At 68.8% G+C, this 24,073-nt stretch carries 24 protein-coding genes; 9 read left to right on the top strand and 15 right to left on the bottom strand.

The window, feature by feature from the left end; genetic code table 11:
* Positions 1 to 24 precede the first annotated feature (24 nt).
* The gene (locus CGR01S_RS07220; RefSeq protein WP_042424383.1) at positions 25 to 2,103 is read right to left on the bottom strand and encodes a sodium-translocating pyrophosphatase; all 2,079 of its coding nucleotides are present in this window, start codon (positions 2,101 to 2,103) and stop codon (positions 25 to 27) included.
* Positions 2,104 to 2,332: 229 nt separating this feature from the next.
* Between CGR01S_RS07220 and ppa the strand changes: the two genes are divergently transcribed.
* The gene (ppa, locus tag CGR01S_RS07225; RefSeq protein WP_042424385.1) at positions 2,333 to 2,869 is read left to right on the top strand and encodes an inorganic diphosphatase; all 537 of its coding nucleotides are present in this window, start codon (positions 2,333 to 2,335) and stop codon (positions 2,867 to 2,869) included.
* 96 nt (positions 2,870 to 2,965) lie between these two features.
* On the opposite strand, the gene CGR01S_RS07230 is transcribed toward ppa, so the two are convergent.
* Positions 2,966 to 3,784, bottom strand: coding sequence for an alpha/beta hydrolase family protein (locus CGR01S_RS07230; RefSeq protein WP_042424388.1), 819 nt, complete (start codon positions 3,782 to 3,784; stop codon positions 2,966 to 2,968).
* 230 nt (positions 3,785 to 4,014) lie between these two features.
* On the opposite strand from CGR01S_RS07230, the gene CGR01S_RS07235 reads away from it, so the two are divergent.
* The 3 genes from CGR01S_RS07235 to CGR01S_RS07245 all read left to right on the top strand — a co-directional run bounded on the left by CGR01S_RS07235 (position 4,015) and on the right by CGR01S_RS07245 (position 7,245).
* A complete protein-coding gene (locus CGR01S_RS07235; protein WP_042424391.1) occupies positions 4,015 to 5,595 on the top strand; it encodes a methyl-accepting chemotaxis protein in 1,581 nt (526 codons plus the stop codon).
* 59 nt (positions 5,596 to 5,654) lie between these two features.
* Positions 5,655 to 6,866, top strand: coding sequence for an NnrS family protein (locus CGR01S_RS07240; protein WP_042424394.1), 1,212 nt, complete (start codon positions 5,655 to 5,657; stop codon positions 6,864 to 6,866).
* A gap of 88 nt (positions 6,867 to 6,954) precedes the next feature.
* The gene (locus CGR01S_RS07245) at positions 6,955 to 7,245 is read left to right on the top strand and encodes a DUF2249 domain-containing protein (RefSeq protein ID WP_042424397.1); all 291 of its coding nucleotides are present in this window, start codon (positions 6,955 to 6,957) and stop codon (positions 7,243 to 7,245) included.
* An 84-nt stretch (positions 7,246 to 7,329) separates the two neighbouring features.
* Here the strand turns inward: CGR01S_RS07245 and sufT are convergent, their stop codons facing one another.
* From sufT to CGR01S_RS07280, 7 genes are all read right to left on the bottom strand, one after another.
* A complete protein-coding gene (sufT, locus tag CGR01S_RS07250; protein WP_042424399.1) occupies positions 7,330 to 7,884 on the bottom strand; it encodes a putative Fe-S cluster assembly protein SufT in 555 nt (184 codons plus the stop codon).
* Positions 7,881 to 8,342, bottom strand: coding sequence for a Fe-S cluster assembly sulfur transfer protein SufU (sufU, locus tag CGR01S_RS07255; RefSeq protein ID WP_042424401.1), 462 nt, complete (start codon positions 8,340 to 8,342; stop codon positions 7,881 to 7,883). The genes sufT and sufU overlap by 4 nt, the downstream gene beginning before the upstream one ends.
* The gene (locus tag CGR01S_RS07260) at positions 8,339 to 9,583 is read right to left on the bottom strand and encodes an aminotransferase class V-fold PLP-dependent enzyme (RefSeq protein ID WP_042424404.1); all 1,245 of its coding nucleotides are present in this window, start codon (positions 9,581 to 9,583) and stop codon (positions 8,339 to 8,341) included. The genes sufU and CGR01S_RS07260 overlap by 4 nt, the downstream gene beginning before the upstream one ends.
* 72 nt (positions 9,584 to 9,655) lie before the next feature.
* Positions 9,656 to 10,906 (bottom strand): SufD family Fe-S cluster assembly protein, encoded by a 1,251-nt coding sequence (locus tag CGR01S_RS07265; RefSeq protein WP_042424407.1) that lies wholly within the window; start codon positions 10,904 to 10,906, stop codon positions 9,656 to 9,658.
* A 3-nt stretch (positions 10,907 to 10,909) separates the two neighbouring features.
* Positions 10,910 to 11,689 (bottom strand): Fe-S cluster assembly ATPase SufC, encoded by a 780-nt coding sequence (sufC, locus tag CGR01S_RS07270; protein ID WP_042424410.1) that lies wholly within the window; start codon positions 11,687 to 11,689, stop codon positions 10,910 to 10,912.
* A gap of 84 nt (positions 11,690 to 11,773) precedes the next feature.
* Positions 11,774 to 13,228 (bottom strand): Fe-S cluster assembly protein SufB, encoded by a 1,455-nt coding sequence (gene sufB, locus CGR01S_RS07275; RefSeq protein WP_042424413.1) that lies wholly within the window; start codon positions 13,226 to 13,228, stop codon positions 11,774 to 11,776.
* A 185-nt stretch (positions 13,229 to 13,413) separates the two neighbouring features.
* Entirely contained in the window at positions 13,414 to 14,622 is a 1,209-nt protein-coding gene (locus CGR01S_RS07280; protein WP_042424415.1) for a GNAT family N-acetyltransferase, read from the bottom strand.
* 89 nt (positions 14,623 to 14,711) lie between these two features.
* On the opposite strand from CGR01S_RS07280, the gene CGR01S_RS07285 reads away from it, so the two are divergent.
* Together CGR01S_RS07285 and CGR01S_RS07290 are read left to right on the top strand one after the other, a co-directional pair.
* A complete protein-coding gene (locus tag CGR01S_RS07285; protein ID WP_042424419.1) occupies positions 14,712 to 16,370 on the top strand; it encodes an NAD+ synthase in 1,659 nt (552 codons plus the stop codon).
* Between the two features lie 44 nt (positions 16,371 to 16,414).
* A complete protein-coding gene (locus CGR01S_RS07290) occupies positions 16,415 to 16,753 on the top strand; it encodes a P-II family nitrogen regulator (RefSeq protein ID WP_042424422.1) in 339 nt (112 codons plus the stop codon).
* A 27-nt stretch (positions 16,754 to 16,780) separates the two neighbouring features.
* Here the strand turns inward: CGR01S_RS07290 and CGR01S_RS07295 are convergent, their stop codons facing one another.
* Genes CGR01S_RS07295 through CGR01S_RS07320 form a run of 6 tightly spaced genes read right to left on the bottom strand, consistent with a single transcriptional unit; the run spans position 16,781 to position 20,244 of the window.
* Positions 16,781 to 17,374, bottom strand: coding sequence for an LOG family protein (locus CGR01S_RS07295; RefSeq protein ID WP_042424426.1), 594 nt, complete (start codon positions 17,372 to 17,374; stop codon positions 16,781 to 16,783).
* Complete coding sequence (locus CGR01S_RS07300; protein WP_042424683.1) at positions 17,367 to 17,771, bottom strand: diacylglycerol kinase; 405 nt, start codon at positions 17,769 to 17,771, stop codon at positions 17,367 to 17,369. Before CGR01S_RS07300 ends, CGR01S_RS07295 begins: the two co-directional genes overlap by 8 nt.
* A gap of 16 nt (positions 17,772 to 17,787) precedes the next feature.
* Entirely contained in the window at positions 17,788 to 18,324 is a 537-nt protein-coding gene (locus CGR01S_RS07305; protein ID WP_042424428.1) for an RDD family protein, read from the bottom strand.
* A 36-nt stretch (positions 18,325 to 18,360) separates the two neighbouring features.
* Positions 18,361 to 19,215 carry a DUF3106 domain-containing protein gene (locus tag CGR01S_RS07310; RefSeq protein WP_042424430.1) on the bottom strand — a complete coding sequence of 285 codons (855 nt, stop codon included), beginning with the start codon at positions 19,213 to 19,215 and terminating at the stop codon, positions 18,361 to 18,363.
* Between the two features lie 16 nt (positions 19,216 to 19,231).
* A complete protein-coding gene (locus tag CGR01S_RS07315; protein ID WP_042424432.1) occupies positions 19,232 to 19,678 on the bottom strand; it encodes a DUF3619 family protein in 447 nt (148 codons plus the stop codon).
* On the bottom strand, positions 19,675 to 20,244 hold the full coding sequence (locus CGR01S_RS07320; protein ID WP_042424435.1) for an RNA polymerase sigma factor: 570 nt from the start codon (positions 20,242 to 20,244) through the stop codon (positions 19,675 to 19,677). The genes CGR01S_RS07315 and CGR01S_RS07320 overlap by 4 nt, the downstream gene beginning before the upstream one ends.
* A gap of 283 nt (positions 20,245 to 20,527) precedes the next feature.
* On the opposite strand from CGR01S_RS07320, the gene CGR01S_RS07325 reads away from it, so the two are divergent.
* From CGR01S_RS07325 to ilvC, 3 genes are all read left to right on the top strand, one after another.
* The gene (locus CGR01S_RS07325; protein ID WP_042424437.1) at positions 20,528 to 22,306 is read left to right on the top strand and encodes an acetolactate synthase 3 catalytic subunit; all 1,779 of its coding nucleotides are present in this window, start codon (positions 20,528 to 20,530) and stop codon (positions 22,304 to 22,306) included.
* 183 nt (positions 22,307 to 22,489) lie between these two features.
* Complete coding sequence (gene ilvN / locus CGR01S_RS07330) at positions 22,490 to 22,981, top strand: acetolactate synthase small subunit (RefSeq protein WP_042424439.1); 492 nt, start codon at positions 22,490 to 22,492, stop codon at positions 22,979 to 22,981.
* A gap of 53 nt (positions 22,982 to 23,034) precedes the next feature.
* A complete protein-coding gene (gene ilvC / locus CGR01S_RS07335) occupies positions 23,035 to 24,051 on the top strand; it encodes a ketol-acid reductoisomerase (RefSeq protein ID WP_042424441.1) in 1,017 nt (338 codons plus the stop codon).
* Positions 24,052 to 24,073: the final 22 nt, after the last annotated feature.

Consider the following 24,073-nt stretch of genomic DNA (forward strand, 5'->3'; position numbering starts at 1 on the left):
GGGGCGCCAGGCCCCCCGGGGGCGTCAGCCGCCGTGGAACTTCACCACCAGCGGCACGATGAGCAGCGCCACGATGTTGATGATCTTGATCAGCGGGTTGACGGCCGGGCCGGCGGTGTCCTTGTAAGGGTCGCCCACGGTGTCGCCGGTCACGGCGGCCTTGTGCGCCTCGGAGCCCTTGCCGCCGTGGTTGCCGTCCTCGATGTACTTCTTGGCGTTGTCCCAGGCGCCGCCGCCCGTGCACATGGAAATCGCCACGAACAGGCCGGTGATGATGGTGCCCATGAGCAGGCCGCCCAGCGCCTTGGGGCCCAGCAGCAGGCCGATGACCACCGGCACGACCACGGGCAGCAGGCTGGGGACGATCATTTCCTTGATGGCAGCGGCCGTGAGCATGTCCACGGCCTTGCCGTATTCCGGCTTGGCCGTGCCTTCCATGATGCCCTTGATGCTCTGGAACTGGCGGCGCACCTCCACCACCACGCTGCCGGCGGCGCGGCCCACGGCCTCCATGGCCATGGCTCCGAACAGGTAGGGGATCAGGCCGCCGATGAACAGGCCGATGATGACCATGGGGTCGGACAGGTCGAAGCTGATGGTCTTGCCGTAGGTCTCCAGCTTGTGCGTGTAGTCGGCGAACAGCACCAGCGAGGCCAGGCCGGCCGAGCCGATCGCATAGCCCTTGGTCACGGCCTTGGTCGTGTTGCCCACGGCGTCCAGCGGGTCGGTGATGTCGCGCACGCTGCTGGGCAGCTCGCTCATCTCGGCGATGCCGCCGGCGTTGTCGGTGATGGGGCCGTAGGCGTCCAGCGCCACCACGATGCCGGCCATGGAGAGCATGGACATGGCGGCCACGGCCACGCCGTACAGGCCCGCCAGGCCATAGGCGACCCAGATGGCGATGCAGACGAAGATCACCGGCCAGGCCGTGGAGCGCATGGACACGCCCAGGCCCGCGATGATGTTGGTGCCGTGGCCGGTGGTGGAGGCCTGGGCGATGTGGCGCACGGGCGCATACTGCGTGCCGGTATAGAACTCGGTGATCCAGACCAGGGCGGCGGTCAGCACCAGGCCCGTGGCGCAGGCGCCGAACAGCTTCATCTGCGCGCCGCTGCCGCCCAGGGCGTTGTCGGGAATGATCCAGGTGGTGACGAAGTAGAACGCCACGAGCGAGAGCCCGCCGGCGATGGCCAGGCCCTTGTAGAGCGCGGGCATCACGTTCTTCATGCCGGGCGAGGCCTTGACGAAGAAGCAGCCGATGATGGAGGCGACGATGGACACCGCGCCCAGCGCCAGCGGGTAGAGCACGGCGTTCACCGGCGCGGCGGCCACCAGCAGGGCGCCCAGCACCATGGTGGCGATCAGGGTCACGGCGTAGGTCTCGAACAGGTCGGCGGCCATGCCGGCGCAGTCGCCCACGTTGTCGCCCACGTTGTCGGCGATCACGGCGGGGTTGCGCGGGTCATCCTCGGGGATGCCGGCCTCGACCTTGCCCACCAGGTCGGCGCCCACGTCGGCTCCCTTGGTGAAGATGCCGCCGCCCAGGCGCGCGAAGATGGAGATCAGCGAGGAGCCGAAGGCAAAGCCGATCAGCGGGTTGAGCAGGCCGGCGAGCGTCTTGTCCGCCGCCGGGCTGCTGCCCACGAGGAACCAGTAGAAGCCCGTCACGCCCAAGAGGCCCAGGCCCACCACCAGCATGCCGGTGATGGCGCCGCCGCGGAAGGCCACGTCCAGCGCCGGGCCGATGCCTTGCGTGGCGGCCTGCGCGGTGCGCACGTTGGCGCGCACCGAGACGTTCATGCCGATGAAGCCGCAGGCGCCCGAGAGCACGGCGCCAATGACGAAGCCGATGGCGGTCTTGGCGTCCAGGAACAGGCCGATGAGCACGGCCAGCACCATGCCCACGATGGCAATGGTCTTGTACTGCCGCGCCAGGTAGGCGGCAGCCCCCGCCTGGATGGCGGCGGCGATTTCCTGCATGCGGGCGTTGCCCGCGTCCTTCGAGAGAATCCAGCCGCGGGCCCAGAAGCCGTAGACCACGGCGATCAGACCGCAGGCCAGGGCCAGGTAGAGGGGGGATGTCAGCGCTGTGTTTCCAGCCATTCTTGTGTCTCCAGGGTGTTGATTCGCACTTCTGGGGACACAACGCACCGGAAATGTCCCCGCTGCGTTGCTTCCTCGTGCCCCTGGGCAGTGCCGGGGGACGATTGGCCAACAGGGACAATTTACTCCGAAAAAATGGCCTGCAAGCCCCGAGAAAGGGGGTGGGCCGTAAAATGAGGGTTTATCCCGAGTCCGTTGTCGGACAATTTTCAACAACTCCAGCCCACCCATGTCTCTCAACAGCGTCACCCCCGGCAAGAACCTTCCCGACACCTTCAACGTGGTCATCGAGATCCCCATGGACTCCGACCCCATCAAGTACGAGGTGGACAAGGAGTCCGGCGCGGTCTTCGTGGACCGCTTCCTCACCGTGGCCATGTACTACCCCTGCAACTACGGCTACGTGCCCCGGACGCTCTCGGGTGACGGCGACCCCGTGGACGTGTTGGTGATCACCCCCTACCCGCTGCTGCCGGGCGTGGTCGTGCCCTGCCGCCCGCTGGGCATCCTGAAGATGGAAGACGAGGCCGGCATCGACGGCAAGGTGCTCGCCGTACCCTCGACCAAGGTGCTCAAGATGTACGAGGGCTGGAAGTCCGTGCAGGACGTGAACCCCGCCCGCTTGAAGGCCATCAGCCACTTCTTCGAGCACTACAAGGACCTGGAAGACGGCAAGTGGGTCAAGGTGCTGGGCTGGGACGGCGTGGACGCCGCCCGCCAGGAAATCATGGACGGCGTGGAAAATTTCCGCAAGTCCGCACCCTGAGTCTTTTGGGCCTCCAGGGCCCATCCAGCAAGCGCTGGAAGCTATTAAAAAAAGAGCATGCCGGCCCCGGGCCAGCATGCTCTTTGCGTTTGGGCGTCAGCCGCGCTGCGGGTCGGGGAACAGCAGCCTGCCGCCCGGGATGCGCGGGCGCTGGAAGGGCTTCCAGGTGCCTCCCATGCCCGCGGGCTGGCTCAGCCGGTCGGCCACCACCCACCAGGCGCTGGGGTTCAGGCCCAGGCCGAAGTGGCTGGCCACGACCTCGATGTTCTCGGTGTGCGGGTTGTGCGGCGCGGGCGCCTGGATGCTGCCGCGCCAGGCCACCACGCCGTCGCTGCGCGAGTAGATGCTCGTGGTGGGTACCGGCGGCGCCACGGGCAGGTCGTGCTGCTCGTGCTCGCGGCCGGGGTCGCGGCCGCTGGCGAACTGGTAGATGCGCCAGGCGTTGGTCGAGGTGTGCGGGCCGGCAAACGGCGTGCCCAGCGTGATTACGCAGCGCACGCGGTCGGGCATCTCCTTGGCCAGCTCGCGTGCGTACACGCCGCCCAGGCTCCAGCCCACCAGACTCACGCGCGCGCCGCTGCGCTGGCAGGTTTCCTCCAGCATGCGCCGGGCCGTCTCCAGCACGCCGGGGCGCGGGCCCAGGTTCAGGCCCTGGCCCCAGCCGAAGGTCTGGTAGTTGCGCGATTCCAGGTAGTGGCGCAGCGGCAGCGTGGTGGGGTCGCCCGCCGTGAGGCCGGGAAACACGATGATGGAATGCCCGTCGCCCAGCGGCGCGTTCTGCAGCAGGGGCCAGGCGGGCAGCACGGCGCCGAATTCCCAGGGCGCGCGAAATTCCATGGCCAGCAGGTGCAGGCCCGGAGGGGGCAGAAGGTCGGGGACGGCGGCGGCGGTGGGTCGTCGGGCAAACAGCGGCATCAGGGTTCACGGAGCCCCTTGCCGAGCCCGTAGAGCGAAACACTGTGACATTTTTTCACAGTTTGCGCGCCCTCCATTGGGCTGGGCTCTCCAATGTGCCGCCGCAGGCCCGGGTCTCGCCAGGGCCGTGAAAAAGGAGTATGTTGCCCGTAACGGATTGTTTGCGGGTGCCGCAAGCCCCTGGGCAGGGGGCCGGAGTGCGGCGTGTGCCGCAGGCACGGGAGACAGTCATGAACCTGCTCTACAGACTCAGCGTTGCGCGGCGGCTGGTGGTCATGGTGGCTTGCGCGGTGGCGGCCATGGGTGTGCTGGCGCTGACCCTGATGTACTCCGAGCGCAGCATGCTGCTGCGCGAGCGCCAGGACAGCGTGCGCCAGGCGGTCGAGGCGGCCCACGGCATTCTGGTGCACTTCCATGCCCTGGCGGCCCAGGGCCAGATGCCCCAGGAGGAAGCCCAGCGGCGTGCCAAGGAGGCGGTGCGCGGCCTGCGCTACAGCGGGGACGAGTATTTCTGGATCAATGACATGCAGCCCAAGGTGGTCATGCATCCCATTCGTCCGGAAATGGAGGGGCAGGACCAGAGCCAGCGCAAGGACCCGAACGGCAAGTTCCTCTACGTCGAGTTCGTCCAGGTCGTGCAGAAGGACGGCGCCGGCTTCGTGGACTACCTGTGGCCCAAGCCGGGCAGCGAGGTGCCGGTGGACAAGGCCTCCTACGTCAAGGGCTTTGCGCCCTGGGACTGGATCATCGGCTCGGGCGTGTACGTCGATACGGTGCAGGCCACCTTCCGCCAGCGCCTGGCACAGGCTGCGGCCCTGGCTGCGGTGCTGGCGCTGCTGCTGGTGGCCGCGGCATGGCTGATCGCGCGCAGCATCCTGCACCAGCTCGGCGGCGAGCCGGCCCAGCTCAACCGCATCACGCACCAGATCGCCCAGGGCGACCTGATGGTGGACATTCCCGCCCGCGCCATCGAGGACAGCGTGCTGCACGGCATCGCGTCCATGCGCGACCAGCTCGCCAGCGTGGTGCTGCGCGTGCGCGACGGCTCGGAGCACGTGGCCACGGCCAGCGCCGAAATCGCGCAGGGCAACCACGACCTGTCGGCGCGCACCGAGCAGCAGGCCAGCGCCCCGGAGGAAACGGCCGCTTCCATGGAGCAGCTGGGCTCCACCGTGCGCCAGAACGCCGACAACGCACGCCAGGCCAACCAGCTCGCGGTCCAGGCCTCGGCCGTGGCCGGGCAGGGCGGGGAGGTGATGGGCCAGGTGGTCGAGACCATGAAGGGCATCAGCGCCGCCAGCGGCAGGATTGCCGACATCATCGGCGTGATCGACGGTATCGCCTTCCAGACCAACATCCTGGCGCTCAATGCGGCCGTGGAAGCGGCGCGCGCGGGCGAGCAGGGGCGCGGCTTTGCCGTCGTGGCCAGCGAGGTGCGCAGCCTCGCGCAGCGCAGCGCCGAGGCGGCCAAGGAGATCAAGGGCCTGATCACCGCCAGCGCCGAGCGCGTGGAGCAGGGCAACGCCCTGGTGGAAAAGGCCGGCAGCACCATGGACGAGGTGGTCCAGGCCATACGCCGCGTGACGGACATCATGGGCGAGATCAGCGCCGCCAGCAGCGAGCAGAGCACGGGCGTGGGGCAGGTGGGCGAGGCCATCACGCAGATGGACCAGGCCACGCAGCAAAACGCCGCGCTGGTCGAGCAGATGGCGGCGGCGGCCAGCAGCCTGCACAGCCAGGCGCACGAGCTGGTGCAGGCCGTGGCCGTCTTCCGCCTGGCCCAGGGTGGTCAGGGGCTGGCGCGCAGATAAGATTCATGTAAAATGAACATTATTCTTTCGGGCCATGCAGGAGTGCATGGCAAGCAGCCATGACCCAGCCACTGCCTCCGCTCATGACCATCTCCGACAAAGCCCAAGCCCCTGCGGCCCTGCAGGGCTGGCCCGTGCTGCGGCTGGGGTTCCGGCCGTTCTACCTGGTCACTGCGCTGCTGGCCTGCGTGTCGGTGCCCTTGTGGGTGGGCGCCTTCCTGGGGTATTGGCAGCTCAGGCTGGAGGTCGCGCCCCTGCTGTGGCATGCCCACGAAATGCTGTTCGGCTTTGCCGCCGGGGTCATCGTCGGCTTTCTGCTCACCGCCGTGAAGGCCTGGACGGGCCTGCCCACGCCGCGCGGCCCGCTGCTGGGCACGCTGGTGCTGGTCTGGCTGGCCGCGCGGGTGGCGGCCTTCGTGGCGCCGTACCCGGTGTACGCCGCGCTCGACGTCGCCCTGCTGCCGGCCGTGGCGCTGATTCTGCTGCGCGTGCTCGTGCAGGCGGGCAACAAGCGCAACATTCCGCTGATCTCGTTGCTGCTGCTCATGGCCGCGGCCAATCTGGTCTTCCACCTGTCCGCCATGGGCGCCATCCCGGTGCCGGCGGTGGACGCGCTCTACGCCGAGCTCTCGCTCATCATCATGGTGGTGAGCGTGATGGCCGGGCGCGTGGTGCCCATGTTCACCAAGAACGTCACGCCCGGCCTGGTGATCAACATGCCGCGCAAGTTCGAGCTCGCGCTGCTCGCCGTCACCGCGCTGGCGCTGGCGCTGTGGGTGCTGGCGCCGGCGGGCGCGGCCCTGGCCGCCCTGAGCCTGCTGGCCGCCGTGCTGCACGCCGTGCGCCTGTGGATGTGGCGCCCGCAGGTCACGCTGGGGCGCCCCATCCTGTGGGTGCTGCACGCCTCCTATGCCTGGATGCCCATCGGCTTTGCGCTGCTGGCGGCGGCGCAGCTCGGCTGGGTGGCGTACTCGCTGGCGGTGCACGCGTTTGCCGTGGGCGTCATCGGCGGGCTGATCATCGGCATGCTCACGCGCACCGCGCGCGGCCACACCGGGCGGCCGCTGCAGGCCTCGCGCGGCGAGGTCGTGGCCTACGCCCTGGTGCTGCTGGCCGCCGTGCTGCGCGTGCTCGTGCCGGCGCTGGCGCCGCAGTGGTACGCCTACGCGCTCGACGCCGCGGGCGGCCTGTGGGCCCTGGCCTTTGCGATCTACCTGGTCATCTATACGCCCTGGCTCATGCGCACGCGCCTGGACGGCAAGGACGGCTGAACCGGGCCGCCGCGTTTTCTCCCATCGCGGGCGCCGCAGGCGGCCCCGTCATTTTTCTCCCTGCTTCTTCATTCAGAAAGGTTGACCCATGAGCACTTCCGCCGTGACCGAAATCGACGTGCGCACCATCGAGCCGCGCGAGCGCCACGCCCAGATTTTTGGCCGCTTCGACGCCCTGCACGCCGGCGAGGCCCTGCAGATCGTCAATGACCACGACCCCGTGCCGCTGCGCTACCAGCTCGAGTCGCGCGCGGCGGGCCAGTTCCAGTGGGCCTACCTGCAGTCGGGCCCCGATCTGTGGCGCGTGCTCATCAGCAAGCTCGAATCCAAGGCCGAAGCCGAGGACTCCTGCTGCTCCGGCGGCGCCTGCTGCGGCTGAAGCGGCGCAGCGCGCGACCACCAAAAAGGGCAGGTACCACCTGCCCTTTTTGGTGCCTGCGCGCACGCACCGCGCGCGCGGCCCCTACAGCCCCAGCGCCAGTTGCGCGGCCTCGCTCATCATGGAGCGGTCCCAGGGCGGGTTGAACACCATGTTCACCGTGATCTCGCCCACGCGCGGCAGGGCCAGCACCTTGTCGCAGACTTCGTTGGCAATGGCCTCGCCCATGCCGCAGCCGGGCGCGGTGAGCGTCATGTCGATGAGCACGCGCACCTTGTCGGTCTCGGCCAGGGGCTCGAAGTCCAGGCGGTAGATCAGGCCCAGGTCGGCGATGTTCACCGGGATCTCCGGGTCGTAGCAGGTGCGCAGCGTCTCCCAGATCAGCGGCTCCAGGTCGTCGAGGTGCAAGTCCTCGGGCACGGCAATGGCCTCGGGCGGTGTCTTGCCGATGGCGTCGGCGTCCTGCCCCTTCAGGCGCACGAGCTGGCCGTCCACCACCAGCGTGAAGGACGACCCCAGCGCCTGGGTGATCTGCGCGAGCTGGCCCGCCTCCAGCTCGATGGGCTGGCCGCTGGGCACGGTCTCGACGGTGACGGTGCGGCGCACCAGCACGTCCTCGCGGTGGCGGCGGTTCATCATGGCTGGACCTCCTCGGTGGTGGCGTCGGCCGGCTGCTCGGCGATGGCGTGCATGAGCGCGTGCCAGCCCAGCAGCGCGCATTTGATGCGGCTGGGGTACTGGCGCACGCCCGCCAGGCTCACGAGCTTGCCCAGGGGGGCGTTCTCGGGCTCCTCCTCGCCCGTGAGCACGGCGCGGAAATGCTGCTGCAGCGCCTGCGCCGCCGCCAGGTCGCGGCCCTTGACGGCCTCGGTCATCAGCGAGGTCGAGGCCATGCAGATGGCGCAGCCCTGGCCGGTGAAGCGGATGTCCTCGATCTGCCCGCCCTGCAACTGCAGCTCCACGGCGACGCGGTCGCCGCAGGACGGGTTGGTGCCCTGGGCCTGGTGCGTGGGCGCGGCCAGGTGGCCGAAGTTGCGCGGCGCGCGCTTGTGTTCCAGCACGACTTGCTGGTAGAGATCGTTTTCGGCGCTGGTCATTGCAGGACTTCCATGGCATGGGCGACGGCGGCGACGAGCCGCTGGACCTCGTCGGCCGTGTTGTAGAGCGCGAACGAGGCGCGCGTGGTCGGCCCCAGGTTCAGGTGGTCCAGCAGGGGCTGGGCGCAGTGGTGGCCGGTGCGCACGGCGATGCCGCGTTCGTCCAGCAGGGTGCCGATGTCGTGCGGGTGCGCGCCGTCCACGACGAAGGACACCAGCGCCGCCTGCGTGGCGTGCGGCGCGAGCACGCGCACCCCGGGCAGGCCCTGCAGGCCGTGCAGGGCCTGGGCGCGCAGCGCCTGCACATGGCGGGCGATGGCGGCTGCGCCCACCTCGGTGATGAACTGCGCCGCCGCGGCCAGGCCCACGGCGCCCGCCACATGGGGCGTGCCGCCTTCCAGGCGCGCGGGCAGGGGGGCGAAGCCGGCGTCCTGCCAGCCCACCCAGTCCACCATGTCGCCGCCCAGGCGCAGGGGGTACAGGCGCTCGAGCGCGCTGCGCCGGCCGGCCAGCACGCCCGTGCCCATGGGGCCGTACATCTTGTGGCCCGAGAAGGCCAGGAAGTCGCAGTCCAACTGCGCCAGCTGCGGCGCGCCGTGGCCCACGGCCTGGGCGGCGTCGAGCACGGTGAGTGCGCCCGCCTGGGCGGCCAGGCGGAGCAGGTCCTCGTAGGGCGGGCGCTCGCCCGTGGCGTTGGCGCCGGCCGTGAGGGCGAACACGCGCGTGCGCGGCGTCAGCAGGCCCGCGAGCGTCTGCGCATGCACCCGCCCCTGCGCATCGGGCAGCAGGATGCGCAGTTGCGCCCCGGTCATGCGCGCCGCCTGCTGCCAGGGAATGAGGTTGGCGTGGTGCTCCAGGCCGCTGACGATGATCTCGTCGCCCGCGCGCAGCCAGGCGCGGCCCGGCCCGCCCGCCCACAGGCCCTGGGCCACGAGGTTGAGCGCCTCGGTGGTGCCCGAGGTGAATACCAGTGCGTGCTCTGCGGTGGCGCCGATGAAGCGCCGCAGCGTGGCGCGCGCCCCCTCAAAGGCGTCGGTGGCGCGCTGGCTCAGGGTGTGCACGCCGCGGTGGATGTTGGCGCGGTCGCGGGTTTCGAAGTCCTGCATGGCCTGCAGCACGCGCAGCGGCATGTGCGTGGTGGCAGCGTTGTCCAGGTAGGCGAGGGGCTGGCCGTGGATGGCCTGCTGCAGCACCGGGAACTGGCTGCGCAGCGTGGCGGGGAGAAGAGGTGTTTCGCTCATTTTCTGGTAGCTGCTTGCGCTTGTCTGGTAAGGCTTGGAGCCCGATTTGATGCTTAAACGCATACGGGCGTCTCAGGCTTGCGGCGCCGGCAGGTGCCCTGCGGCTGGGGCGGGCAGGCAGCGTGCCAGCGTGCGCGCCAGCCAGCCGCCTTCCAGCCACTGGGCCAGCAGGCCGCTGCTGCCCGCAGGTTCCAGGCAGCGCTCGAGCAGCGCGCGCGCCATGCCTTCGACGATGAGGGCGCGTGCGCTGGCTTCATCCAGGCCGCGCTGGCGCGCGTAGAACAGCGCCTCCTCGGGCAGCGCCCCCCAGGTGGCGCCGTGCGCGGCCTGCACCTGGTCGTGCAGGATTTCCAGGTGCGGGCGCAGCACCAGGCGCGGCTGCCCGGCCAGGGGGATGCCGGTGAGGCGCTGGCGCACCTGGGCCTCGTCGGCGCCGGGGGCGATGCGCGTGTGCGCATTGGCCACGGCGTGGGCTGGGCCCTGCGCCAGGGCCAGGGTCTCCACGCCGCTGTGGCAGCCCGGGGCCTGGATCTGTGTGTACACCTGGTGGTCCAGGCGCTGGCCATCGGTCAGCAGCAGTGCGGCGTGCTGCGCCTGCGCGCCCGCGCCCAGCAGGTGCACGTCGTGGCGCTGCAGGTGGTAACCGCCGCCCGCGGCCACCAGGGCCTGGGCGTAGTGCGCGCCCGCCGCCAGCGTGGCGTGCAGGTGGTGCGCCGTCTGGTCCTGCGCGCCGGGCAGCGCCAGGCGCAGGTGCTGCAGGTGGGCGCCTGCGGCCAGGCGCAGGTGCACATGCAGGTTTTGCGCCACGGGGTGGCCGCAGGCGCCATCGCTGCGCTCGTGCGTTTCGATGAGCACGCAGCGCACGCCCGGCTCCACGTCCAGCACCAGCAGCGGCGCCTCGGCCTGGGCGCGCGGCTGGTGGCGCAGCTCCAGCCAGACGGTCTCGCCCTCCTTGCCGGGCGTGGCGGCGATGCGCAGGCGCAGGCCCTGGCGGCACAGCGCGCGGTGCGCCCAGGCAAAGGGCGCGGCCGCGCCCTCGCCGGGCGCGGGCAGGCCGGCCCACAGGGCTTTGCGCTGGGTGGGGTCCAGGGCGTCGAGCCAGCGCGCGTCCACGCCGCTGGCGCCGTGGCTGCCCAGAGGGTGCAGCGTCCAGCCCGCGCCCTCCAGGGGCGGGGCGGCGCAGGCGCTGTCGCCGGGCTCGCCCAGCCAGTGCTCCAGCGCGGGCGGCGGCAGGTGGTGGAAGGCTTCGCTGCGCCGGGGGATCCAGCCGCGGCTTTGCAAATGGCTGCGGGCGGCCAGGCGTTCGGCTTGTGCGCTGTCCATGGCTCAGGCCTCCACGCCCAGGGTCTGGAGCGGCGGGCGTGCAAAGCCGGTGCGCGCGATGCTGCGCGCCAGCTCCAGGCCGCCGCTCTCGGCGATGCAGCCCTGGTCCAGGCGCAGCACGGTGTCGGGCTGCAACTGCTCGATCATCTGCAGGTAGTGCGAGACGACGATGAAGGCGGTGCCCGCGCTGCGCAGGCGCTGCACCAGGGCGACGACGGCGCGTACGCCGTCCACGTCCAGGCCGGAGTCGATCTCGTCGAGCAGCGCCAGGCGCGGCTGCAGCAGGGCGAGCTGCAGCAGTTCGTTGCGCTTTCTCTCGCCGCCGGAGAAGCCCTCGTTCACCGGGCGGCCCAGCAGGGTCTCGGGCAGGCCCAGCTCCTTGGCGGCCTGCTTGGCGCTGGCGAGGAAGTCAAACGCGTCGAGCGGCTGCTGGCCGCGCGCCTCGTGCTGGGCGTTGAGCGCGGTGCGGATGAACAGGTTGTTCTTCACGCCGGGCACGTCGGGCGGCGCCTGGAAGGAGACGAACAGCCCGGCGTGCGCGCGCTCGTGCGCGGGCAGGGGCAGCAGGTCCTGGCCCGCGAGCAGCGCCTGCCCGGCCGTGGCGTGGTAGCGCGGGTGGCCGGCCAGGGCCATGCCCAGCGTGCTCTTGCCGCTGCCGTTGGCGCCCATCAGCACGACCAGGCTGCCCGGCTGCACGTCGAAGGAGACCGAGTGCAGCACGGTGCGCTCGCCCACGGCCACGCGCAGGTCGCGCACTTGCAGCAGGGGGTTGGGGGTTGTCATGGGGTGTCCTTTGCTTCTGTTTTGATAGCTGCTTGCGCTTGTTGGGTATGGTTTTCAGCGCTTTTTCATTGAATGGCCTGGCCTTCAGCCCACGGCGCCTTCGAGCGAGACGGCGAGCAGGGCCTTGGCCTCCAGCGCGAACTCCATGGGGAGCTCCTCCAGCACCGCCTGGCAAAAGCCGCCGACGATCAGCGCCGTGGCCTCCTGCGGGTCGATGCCGCGCTGCTGGCAATAGAACAGGCGCTCCTCCGAGATGCGCGTGGTCGTGGCCTCGTGCTCGACCACGGCGTCGCTGCGCGCGGTGTCGATGTAGGGGAAGGTGTGTGCGCCGCAGTCCGGGCCGATGAGCAGCGAGTCGCACTGCGTGTGGTTGCGCGCGCCCTCGGCGCCGCCGTTCACGCGCACCAGGCCGCGGTAGCTGTTGTGCGCGTGGCCCGCGCTGATGCCCTTGGAGACGATGCGGCTCGTGGTGTTCTTGCCCAGGTGGATCATCTTGGTGCCGGTGTCCGCCTGCTGGAAATGGTTGGACACGGCAATCGAGTGGAACTCGCCGTTCGAGCCTTCGCCGCGCAGCACCACGCTGGGGTACTTCCAGGTGATGGCCGAGCCGGTCTCGATCTGCGTCCAGGCGATGCGCGAGCGCCTGCCCGCCGCCAGCCCGCGCTTGGTCACGAAGTTGTAGATGCCGCCCAGGCCGTTTTCGTCACCGGGGTACCAGTTCTGCACCGTGGAGTACTTGATGAAGGCGTCGTCGTGCGCGATCAGCTCGACCACGGCGGCGTGCAACTGGTTCTCGTCGCGCTGCGGCGCCGTGCAGCCCTCCAGGTAGCTCACCGAGCTGCCTTCCTCGGCGATGATCAGCGTGCGCTCGAACTGCCCGGTGTTCTGCGCGTTGATGCGGAAGTAGGACGACAGCTCCATGGGGCATTTCACGCCCTTCGGGATGTAGACGAACGAGCCGTCGGAGAACACGGCGGAATTGAGCGCGGCGTAGAAGTTGTCGCCCACCGGCACCACGCTGCCCAGGTACTTCTCCACCAGCTCCGGGTGGTTTTGCACGGCGTGCGAGAAGGAGCAGAAGATCACCCCCACCTCGGCCAGTTGCTGGCGGAAGGTCGTGCCCACCGAGACCGAGTCGAACACCGCATCCACCGCCACGCCCGCCAGGCGCGCGCGCTCGTGCAGCGGCACGCCGAGCTTTTCGTAGGTCTCCAGCAGCTTGGGGTCCACCTCGTCCAGGCTCTTGGGCGCGTTCTTGAGCGACTTGGGGGCCGAGTAGTACGACAGCGCCTGGAAGTCGATGGGCGCGATCTTCAGGTGCGCCCAGTCGGGCAGTTCCATGCTGCGCCAGCGCTCGAAGGCGGCCAGGCGCCAGCGCAGCAGGAAGTCGGGCTCGCGCTTTTTGCGCGAGATCGCGCGGATGGTGTCCTCGTCCAGCCCCGGGGGCAGGGCGTCGGACTCGATGTCAGTGACGAAGCCGTGCTGGTAGCTCTGCTCCAGCGTGCGTGCCAGCGGCGCGGCCTGCGGGGCGCGCGTCATGGCCGGCCTCCGTGCGGCAGGCGGTGCGCTGCGCGGCGTGCCGGGGCAGGGCGGGGGATTCGTGGTTGCGATGGCATGGCGGGGTGGGGAAAAATATAAACATGCACATCGTATGCATGTTTATGCGCGCTGCCAATCGCCGCCGCTGTGACCGTTCCGCTGCCAGGGGCATAGGTGAGCGCCCGTCAGGGCGCGCGCAGGGGGCTGTGCGCCTGCAGATGCGCCAGGTAGTCGCCCACGCCCTGGGCCTCGCGCTGCAAAAAGTCGTCCACGGCGGCGGCAAAGGCGGGGTGCGCCAGCCAGTGCATGCTCTGGGTCGCCACGGGCAGCAGGGCGCGGGCCATCTTGTGTTCGCCCTGGGCGCCGCCCTCGAAGCGCCGCACGCCCTGCGCGATGCACCACTGCAGCGGCTGGTAGTAGCAGGCCTCGAAGTGCAGGCAGTCCACGCGCTCCAGGGCGCCCCAGTAGCGCCCGTAGGCCACGGATTCAAGGTCTTTTTCGCCCCCAGCGCCCGCAGGTTCTGCGCCAACAGCTATCAGACTGCTAGCAATGGGCTGGCCCACGCGTTCCGCGATGAACAGCACCCAGGCCTCGGGCATGTGCGCGGCCATGTGCTCGAAGAAGCCGCGCGTGAGGTAGGGCGGGTTGCCGTGCTCGTGGTAGGTGCGCTCGTAGCAGCGGTAGAAGAACGCCCAGTCCTGCGGGCCGATGTCGGCGCCGCGCAGCCAGCGAAAGCGCACCCCGGCCTGGGCCACGCGGCGCCGCTCCTGGCGGATCTTCTTGCGCTTGTCCTGGTTCAGGTGGGCGAGAAAGTCCTCGAAATCGCGGTAGCGGCGCGTGCCGCCGCCGGGCACGGGCGCCTGGTTCGTCCAGTGGAACTGCACGCCCTCGCGCTGCATCAGGCCGGCGGCGGCGCAGGCGGCGCGATCTTCGGCGGTGACGAACAGCAAGTGCAGCGAGGAGACGCCGGCCTGCGCGCACCAGCCGCGCAGCGCCTGCACCAGCGCGGCGCGCGCGGCGCCGTCCTGCGCCAGCAACCGCGTGCCCGGCACGGGGGTGAAGGGCACGGCCACCAGGGCCTTGGGGTAGTAGGCCAGGCCATGCTCGGCATGGGCGCGGGCCCAGGACCAGTCGAACACGTATTCGCCGTAGGAGTGGTTCTTGAGGTACAGCGGGCAGGCGGCGGCGAGCTGTCCGTCCTGCCACAGGGTGAGGTGGCGCGGCGTCCAGCCCGTGTGCGGCGTGGCGCTGCCGCTGGCTTCCAGGGTGTGGAGGTATTCGTGCCGCATGAACGGGGTGGGGTGCGCCTGGCGCGCCAGCAGGGCGTTCCAGGCATTGGCGTCCACCTCCTGCAGGGAAGGCGACACGCGCGCGATAATGCCGTTTTCAGCCATGGCCACCCCCGACCCCATGGCGGCTGCCGCCGCCCGGGCGCTGCGGCCCGGCGCTTGATCCAGCGGCCCCGGCGGCCTGTTCGCATTCCATGACGCTTTCCATTTGCACTGCACAGCTCAATTTCGTGGTGGGTGACCTTCCCGGCAACGTGCAGAAGATCGTCGAGGCGGCCCGCCAGGCCCATGCCGCCGGCGCGCACCTGCTGCTCACGCCCGAACTGGCCCTGTGCGGCTATGCGGCGGAGGACTTGTTCCTGCGTCCGGCCTTCCTGTCCGCCTGCGATGATGCCGTCAAAGCCGTGGCCCGTGCGACCGCGCCACTGAAAGACCTCGTGATCGTGCTGGGCCACGCGCAGCGCGCCGCGCCCGGCGCTGGCGCCTTTGCGCCCTGCCTGAATGCCGCCAGCGTGCTGCGCAATGGCCGCATCGAGCACTGCTACGTCAAGCGCGAGCTGCCCAACTACCAGGTGTTCGACGAGCGCCGCTACTTCCTGCCGGGCCAGGCGCCCTGCGTGTTCGAGGTGCAGGGCGTGCGCGTGGGCCTGCTGATCTGCGAGGACGCCTGGCACGCGGCGCCCGCGCGCGACAGCGCCCAGGCCGGCGCCGAGCTGCTGGCGGTGATCAATGCCTCGCCCTTCCACATGGGCAAGAGCGCCGAGCGCGAGCAGACCATGCGCGAGCGCGTGCGCGAGACCGGCCTGCCGCTGGTCTACGCCCACCTGGTGGGCGGGCAGGACGAGGTGGTGTTCGAGGGCCGCTCGTTCGCTCTCGATGCCGCGGGCCAGGTCGCGGGCCGCGCCCCAGGTTTTGAAGAAAAACTGGTGTTTACGCAGGTGGAGAAAGCGCCAGCAGCTATTAAAGTAATAGCTGATGTGGCGCCCGAGCGCAGCCCGGAAGCCGACCTGTGGGACGCGCTGGTGCTGGGCGTGCGCGACTATGTGGGCAAGAACGGTTTCCCCGGCGTGCTGCTGGGCCTGTCGGGCGGCATCGACTCGGCGCTGGTGCTGGCCATCGCCGTCGATGCCCTGGGCGCGGACAAGGTGCGCACGGTGATGATGCCCTCGCCCTACACGGCCGACATCAGCTGGATCGACGCGCGTGACATGGCCGAGCGCCTGGGCGTGCAGTACGACGAGATTGCGATTGCGCCGCAGTTCGAGGCCTTCAAGGCCGCGCTGGCGCCGCATTTCGCGGGCCGCACCGAGGATACGACCGAGGAGAACCTGCAGGCGCGCATCCGCGGCACGCTGCTCATGGCGCTGTCCAACAAGTTCGGCGCCGTGGTGCTCACCACGGGCAACAAGAGCGAGCTGGCCACCGGCTATTGCACGCTCTACGGCGACATGGCCGGGGGCTTTGCGCCCATCAAGGACGTGGCCAAGACCACCGTGTTCGCGCTGGCGCGCTGGCGCAACGCCAACGACCCCTACGGCACGGGCGCCAACCCCATTCCCGAGCGCATCATCACGCGCCCGCCCAGCGCCGAGCTGCGCCCCGACCAGACCGACCAGGACAGCCTGCCGCCCTACGAGGTGCTGGACGCCATCGTCGCGCGCTACATGGAAAACGACGAACCCATCGAGAGCATCATTGCCGCCGGTTTCGCGCGTGCCGACGTCGAGAAGGTCACGCGCCTCATCAAGATCAACGAATACAAGCGCCGCCAGGCGCCGATCGGCGTTCGCGTGACGCGGCGCAGCTTTGGCAAGGACTGGCGCTACCCCATCACCCAGCGTTTCCGCGCCTGAACGCGGCCCGGCCCCGGATTTGCAGCACACAAGGAAGTACCCGCATGAAAATGATCACCGCCATCATCAAGCCCTTCAAGCTCGAGGAGGTGCGCGAGGCCCTGGCCGAGTGCGGCGTCACCGGCCTGACGGTGACCGAAGTCAAGGGCTTTGGCCGCCAGAAAGGGCATACCGAGCTCTACCGCGGCGCGGAATACGTGGTCGATTTCCTGCCCAAGGTCAAGGTCGAGGTGGTCGTCAAGACCGAAGACCTGGACCGCTGCGTCGATGCCATCGTCGGCGTGGCGCGCACCGGCAAGATCGGTGACGGCAAGATCTTCGTCACGCCCGTCGAGCGCGTGGTGCGCATCCGCACCGGCGACCTGGACGATTCCGCCATCTGAGCCGCCCCGGGGGTCCAGGCGCGGGGTTCAGATCACCGTGCGCAGCGCCGCGCCGGTGCGCGCGCCCTGCGCTGCCTGCACCAGGCGCGCCAGCAGTTCGGGCACCTGCGTGCCGATGTCGAGCAGGTCCATCTGCCAGGGGCCCATGAACCCTTGCGCCACGCTGCCCTGCAGGAAGCCGAGCAGGGCGTCGTAATAGCCGGCGACGTTGAGCAGGCCGATGGGCTTGTCGTGGTAGCCCAACTGCCGCCAGGTCCAGACCTCGAACAGCTCCTCGAAGGTGCCTATGCCCCCGGGCAGGGCCAGGAAGGCGCTGCTGCGTTCGGCCATCAAGGCCTTGCGCTCGTGCATGCTCGTGACGATGTGCAGCTCGTCGCAATCGCGGTTGGCGAACTCGCGGTCCACCAGCGCCTGCGGAATCACGCCCACCACGCGCCCGCCCGCGGCCGCCGTGGCGCGCGCCACCACGCCCATCAGGCCGCTGCTGCCGCCGCCATAGACGAGCTGGCCGCCCTGCCGGCCTATCCATTCGCCCACGGCGCGGGCGGCGTCGGTGAAGCGCGGGTCCTCGCCGGGGCGCGAGCCGCAGTACACACACAGGGAAAAAGCGGGTTCAGCCATGGAACAACCTCTGGTACAGCGCCGCTGCCCACACGCCCGCGCACAGCAGCAGAGACAGCAGCACGGCGGCGCTGCCCATGTCCTTGGCGCGCTTGGACAGCGGGTGCCATTCGGGGCCGATGCGGTCGATGGCGGCCTCGATTCCGGTGTTGAGCAGCTCGACGATCATGAGCAGCAGCACGCTGCCCGCGAGCAGCGCCACCTCCACCCAGCTGCGGCCCAGCCACAGCGCCAGCGGCAGCAGCACCAGGGCGGCGAGTGCCTCCTGGCGGAAAGCGGGCTCATGCCAGGCGGCGCGCAGGCCGTCGAGCGAATAGCGCGTGGCATGCCACAGGCGGTGCAGGCCCGTGCGGGACTTTTGCGGGTTCACCGGCGCGCCGGGTGCGGGAGGCTGCATGGCAGGGCGGTGGCGCTCAGCGCGCCCCGGCATCAAAGTGGACCAGCCGCGTTCCCGCCAGCGCATCGTGCCAGAACTGGCGCGTGGGGTGCAGGCGGCTGGCCAGGGCCCAGACGCAGATCCAGCCGGTCACGAGCACGGCGATCTCGCCCGCGGGCAGGCCGAACGGGGCCACGGCCAGCAGCGGCGGCAGGAACCACACCCAGCTGAGCAGGTAGCGCAGCAGGGCCCGCGCCTGACTCACGGGCGCGCCCTGGCGGTCCACCAGGCGGATATGCCAGGTCTTCATGGCCAGCGTCTGTCCCCGGGACCAGAACCAGACGAAGTAAATGCCAAAGACCACGAACAGAAAGGCCTGCAGCGGGTGGCGGTTGTCCAGGGCGTGGCGCGTCTGGCTCAGGGTGCCGAACAGGTAGCCAGCGATGAAGACCACGCCGAACATCAGCATGCCCTCATAGAGCCAGCAGGCCATGCGCCGGCCCAGGCCGGGCGCCTGCAGCGCGGCGGCGCCAGCGGGCTCGGTGGAGGAGGGGGGGCGGGGGCCAGAATGCATGGTCCGGTGGGCAGGGCGGCGGGGCGCTCTGCCGCCTCAATTGATGTAGATGTTCTCGGTGGGCCCGGCGGGTGCGGGAGCGGGGGTGGACGCCGCTTCGGAGGCGGCGGGCGCGCCGCTGCTCTCGGAGGAGGCCGCCGCCGCCGGTGGCGCTGCGGGCGCGGCAGGGGCGGCGGGCTTGTCCTGGGGCGCGCCGCCGGGGGCGGCAATGCGCGCCGTGGTCCCGCTCGCCGGCGGCACCTTGGGCGGGTTGGCCAGATTGCCCGGCGCCTGGGTGGCAGCGGGCACGCGCGTGAGCTTCTTGGGCGGCGCCGGCTGGATGGAGGTGGCCGCGCCGTGCGGCTTGGCGGCGGTGGCTGCCAGGCGCTTCTTTTCCTCGTCGCTGAGCGCCTGGTAGGCGTTCCACTGGGAGCGCTTGTCCTCGGGGCGCAGGCGCTGGGCGGCGGCGAAATTGATGCGCGCCTGGTTGCGCTGCTGCGCACTGAGGCTGGCCCAGGCGGTCATGCGCTCATGCAGGCGCGCCTGTTCTTCTTCGGGAAGCTTGTGGAAATTCTGCGCCAGGGCGAGCCAGCGGCGCTTTTGCACCTCGCTCATGAGCGCCCAGCGCTCGGCCAGGGGGTAGAGGGCCAGTTTTTGCGGGGTGTTGAGGGTCTCCCAGCCCGGGCCGCCGGCGTCGAGCGCGCTGGGCCGGCCGTTGGAAGGTACGGAGGGGGCTGCGGGCCGGTAGGCGTTGTCCGGGGTGGTGAATACCGTGCCCGGCACCTCGTTCAATTGCCGGATGGCCTGCCAGGCGCCAGCCACCAGTGCGCCCAGCAAGGCCAATGCCAGCACGATGGCTGGCGTGGGACTGCGGCTGGGGACTGACGGGGACGCGTGGTCGTGGAGGGGCATCAAGCGCAGGGCAGACTCACTGGCCGGAAAGGTTGCCGGACGTCTTCAGGTACTGGACAAAGCCGGGGTCGGAGTATGCCGCGGGCGGCAGGTCGTCGGCAAGCAGCGCTGCATCCACCTGGGCCACTTCGTGGATGCCGGCCTCGTCCATCTGCTGCTGGATGATGACCAGGCCCGCCAGCAGCGCCACCACGGGCAGCGCCGACAGCAGCGATTGCCACCACGACAGGCCCTGGGGGCCGCCGCCCAGCGCCGCGCTGTGCCCGCCCGTGAGCACGGCGGGGGAGGTGTGCAGCACGGTCACGGGTTTTTTGCGCCGGGCGAGCGCCTGCACACGCGCGGCGCGCAGGCGTTCGCTGATGTCGTAGGGCAGTTCCTCGGTGCCCGTGCTCAGGTGCGCGGCGAGTCGGCGCGCAAACCGGTCCATGTCCGGCGTACTCGATGGCGTTGGAATGTGATTCATAGTCTGATACCTCTGGCCTTCAGCGCCTTGCTCAGGGCCTGCACGGCACGGAAACAGTGTGTTTTTACACTGCCTTCCGAGCAGCCCATCGCCGCCGCCGTTTCCGCCACGTCCATTTCTTCCCAATAACGCATGAGAAATGCCTCGCGTTGACGCGGAGGCAGCTCCTGGATTTCGGCTTCGATGTCGCGCAGCACCTGCCCGCGCTCCACCAGATCCTGGGTGCTCTGCGCCTGTTCGCCGTCTTCCGGCCCAGTCCAGGCTTCGAGCAGGTCAAAGCCTTCGCCCTCGTCCCCGGCGCCCTCGAAATCCGCCATGTGCGAGAAAAGGGCATTGTGGGTCTTCTGCCGCCGGAACCAGTCCAGCGTGCAGTTCGAGAGGATGCGCTGGAACAGCATGGGCAGCTCCGCCGGCGGCTTGTCCCCGTAGTGCTCGGCCAGGCGCATCATGCTGTCCTGCACGATGTCCAGCGCCGACTCCTCATTGCGCACATGGTAGAGCGCACGTTTGAACGCGCGTTTTTCCACGCTCTTGAGGAAATCCGAAAGTTCTTTTTCAGTGGCCAAGGACGGACAGGACGGGTGCAGGAGTGGGGCGCCCCAGGCAGGCGCCGCGGCGGTGGCAGCAGCGCCCCATTATCGCATTGCATGGCTTTTTTCCCCAGTGCCTGTGCAATCGCCTTGTTGCAGTGCGATAATGATCGTTCTGCAACTAAAGGCAAACGGGTCACGGTCCGGCGCGGCGATCTTCGCGCCCATGTCCTTGGCCTCAAGTTCCGAGCGGGCTTCACGAGAGCTGCGGCAAGGGGCACCCAAGGTTTTTCGTTAGAGAAATTCGCAAAGGTTCATCATGGAAATCTCCAAGGCCGACATCGCTTCGGCATCTGCTGCCCACGCGGGCGCCTCCGCCCCCGAGCTCATGGGCTCCGAAATCCTCGTCAAGTCCCTGCAGGCCGAAGGTGTCAAGTACATCTGGGGCTACCCCGGCGGCGCGGTCCTCTACATCTACGACGCCCTGTACAAGCAGGAATCCATCCAGCACGTGCTGGTGCGCCATGAACAGGCGGCGGTGCACGCTGCCGACGGCTATGCCCGCGCCACGGGCGAGGTGGGCGTAGCCCTGGTGACCTCGGGTCCGGGCGTGACGAATGCCATCACGGGCATTGCCACGGCCTACATGGACAGCATTCCCATGGTCATCATCACCGGCCAGGTGCCCACGGCGGCCATCGGTCTGGATGCCTTCCAGGAATGCGACACCGTGGGCATCACGCGCCCCATCGTCAAGCACAACTTCCTGGTCAAGGACGCGCGCGACCTGGCAATGACGCTGAAAAAGGCCTTCCACATCGCACGCACCGGCCGCCCCGGCCCGGTGGTGGTGGACATCCCCAAGGACGTCTCCTTCAAGAAGATCCCCTTCGAGGGCTATCCGCAGAGCGTGGAGATGCGCTCCTACAACCCGGTGCGCAAGGGCCATGGCGGGCAGATCCGCAAGGCGCTGCAACTGCTGCTGGCGGCCAAGCGGCCCTATATCTACACCGGTGGCGGCGTGCTGCTGGGCAATGCGGTGCAGGAGCTGCGCCAGCTGGTGGACCTGCTGGGCTACCCGGTCACCAACACGCTCATGGGCCTGGGCGCCTATCCGGCCACGGACCGCAAGTTCCTGGGCATGCTGGGCATGCACGGCACGGTCGAGGCGAACAACGCCATGCAGAACTGCGATGTGCTGCTGGCCGTGGGGGCGCGCTTTGACGACCGTGTGATCGGCAACCCCAAGCACTTCGCGCAGAACGAGCGCAAGATCATCCACATCGACATCGACCCGTCGAGCATCTCCAAGCGCGTCAAGGTCGATATCCCCATCGTGGGCGACGTCAAGGATGTGCTCACCGAGCTCATCTCCATGGTCCGCGAAGCGGGCAGTCGCCCGGACGAGGCCGCCCTGTCCGCGTGGTGGAGCACCATCGATAGCTGGCGCAGCCGCGACTGCCTGAAGTACGACCGCGGCAACAAGGAAGTCATCAAGCCGCAGTACGTGGTCGAGACGCTCTGGAACATGACCAAGGACAGCGAGGCCTACATCACCTCGGACGTGGGCCAGCACCAGATGTGGGCTGCGCAGTTCTACAAGTTCGACGAGCCGCGCCGCTGGATCAACTCGGGCGGCCTGGGCACCATGGGCGTGGGCATTCCCTACGCCATGGGCATCAAGCTGGCCAAGCCGAACGCGGAGGTCTACTGCATCACGGGCGAGGGCTCGGTGCAGATGAACATCCAGGAGCTGTCCACCTGCCTGCAGTACAACACGCCGATCAAGATCCTCTCGCTGAACAACCGCTACCTCGGCATGGTGCGCCAGTGGCAGGAGATCGAGTACTCGGGCCGCTACAGCCACAGCTACATGGACGCGCTGCCCAACTTCGTCAAGCTGGCCGAGGCCTATGGCCACGTGGGCCTGCTGATCGAGCACCCCAAGGACGTGGAGCCCGCGCTGCGCGAGGCGCGCAAGCTCAAGGACCGTACCGTGTTCCTGGACTTCCGCACCGACCCCACCGAGAACGTGTTCCCGATGGTGCAGGCCGGCAAGGGCATCACGGAAATGCTGCTCGGGTCCGAGGATCTTTAAGCCCTATTGGCCTGCAGCGCGCGTGCATCAAGCGCTGCATGCTATTGAATTAATAGTTTTCGACGAATCTATTGCCTGCCGAGCCTGGCGCTTACCGGCGTCGGGGGAGGGCAGCGGAAAACGGCAGTCTGTAGCGGTCACCTTCTTGGCCGTGCTGCCGTCGCAAAAAGAGGAATCTGCACCATGAGACACATCATCGCCGTCCTGCTGGAAAACGAGCCTGGCGCTCTCTCCCGCGTTGTGGGCCTGTTTTCGGCCCGTGGCTACAACATCGAATCGCTCACCGTCGCACCCACCGAGGATGGCTCGCTCTCGCGCATGACCATCCAGACCACGGGTTCGGACGACGTGATCGAGCAGATCACCAAGCACCTCAACCGCCTGATCGAGGTCGTCAAGGTGGTGGACCTGACCGAGGGCGCCTACACCGAGCGCGAGCTCATGATGGTGAAGGTGCGCGCCGTGGGCAAGGAACGCGAGGAGATGAAGCGCATGGCCGACATCTTCCGTGGCCGCATCATCGACGTGACCGAGAAGAGCTACACCATCGAGCTCACGGGTGACCAGTCCAAGAACGAAGCCTTCCTGCAGGCCATCGACCGCACGGCCATCCTGGAGACCGTGCGCACGGGCGCCAGCGGCATCGGCCGTGGCGAGCGCATCCTGCGCGTGTAAGACAATCCCCTGTTTCCCAGTTTCAACCCATACGAATTTCAACCGGAGCGACCATGAAAGTTTTCTACGACAAAGACTGTGATCTGAGCCTGATCAAGGGCAAGACCGTGGCCATCATCGGCTACGGCTCGCAAGGCCACGCCCACGCGCAAAACCTGAACGACAGCGGCGTCAAGGTCGTGGTCGGCCTGCGCAAGGGTGGCGCTTCGTGGGACAAGGTCGGCAAGGCCGGCCTCACGGTCATGGAAGTCAACGACGCCGTGAAGGCCGCCGACGTGGTCATGATCCTGCTGCCCGACGAGCAGATCGCCGAGGTGTACAAGAACAACGTCGAGCCGAACATCAAGCAAGGCGCTTCGCTGGCCTTCGCCCACGGCTTCAACGTGCACTACAACCAGGTCGTGCCCCGCGCCGATCTGGACGTGTGGATGGTGGCCCCCAAGGCCCCCGGCCACACCGTGCGCAACACCTACACCCAGGGCGGCGGCGTGCCCCACCTGGTGGCCGTGCACCAGGACAAGAGCGGCAAGGCCCGTGACCTGGCCCTGAGCTACGCCATGGCCAACGGTGGTGGCAAGGCCGGCATCATCGAGACCAACTTCAAGGAAGAGACCGAGACCGACCTGTTCGGTGAGCAGGCCGTGCTGTGCGGCGGCGCCGTCGAGCTGATCAAGATGGGTTACGAAACCCTGGTCGAAGCCGGCTACGCCCCCGAGATGGCCTACTTCGAGTGCCTGCACGAGCTCAAGCTCATCGTGGACCTGATCTACGAAGGCGGCATCGCCAACATGAACTACTCGATCTCGAACAACGCCGAGTTCGGCGAGTACGTGACCGGCCCCGAGGTCATCAACGAGCAGTCGCGCGCCGCCATGCGCAATGCCTTGAAGCGCATCCAGAACGGTGACTACGCCAAGATGTTCATCCAGGAAGGCCGCCTGAACTACCCCTCGATGACGGCCCGCCGCCGCAACACGGCCGACCACAGCATCGAAGTGGTGGGTGCCCAGCTGCGCGCCATGATGCCCTGGATCGCCAAGAACAAGCTGGTGGACCAGACGCGCAACTGATTTTCTGCGCAACGGGCAAAAG

Origin of the sequence: Comamonas granuli NBRC 101663, assembly GCF_000739995.1 — a bacterium.
Taxonomy (GTDB): Bacteria; Pseudomonadota; Gammaproteobacteria; order Burkholderiales; family Burkholderiaceae_C; genus Simplicispira; species Simplicispira granuli.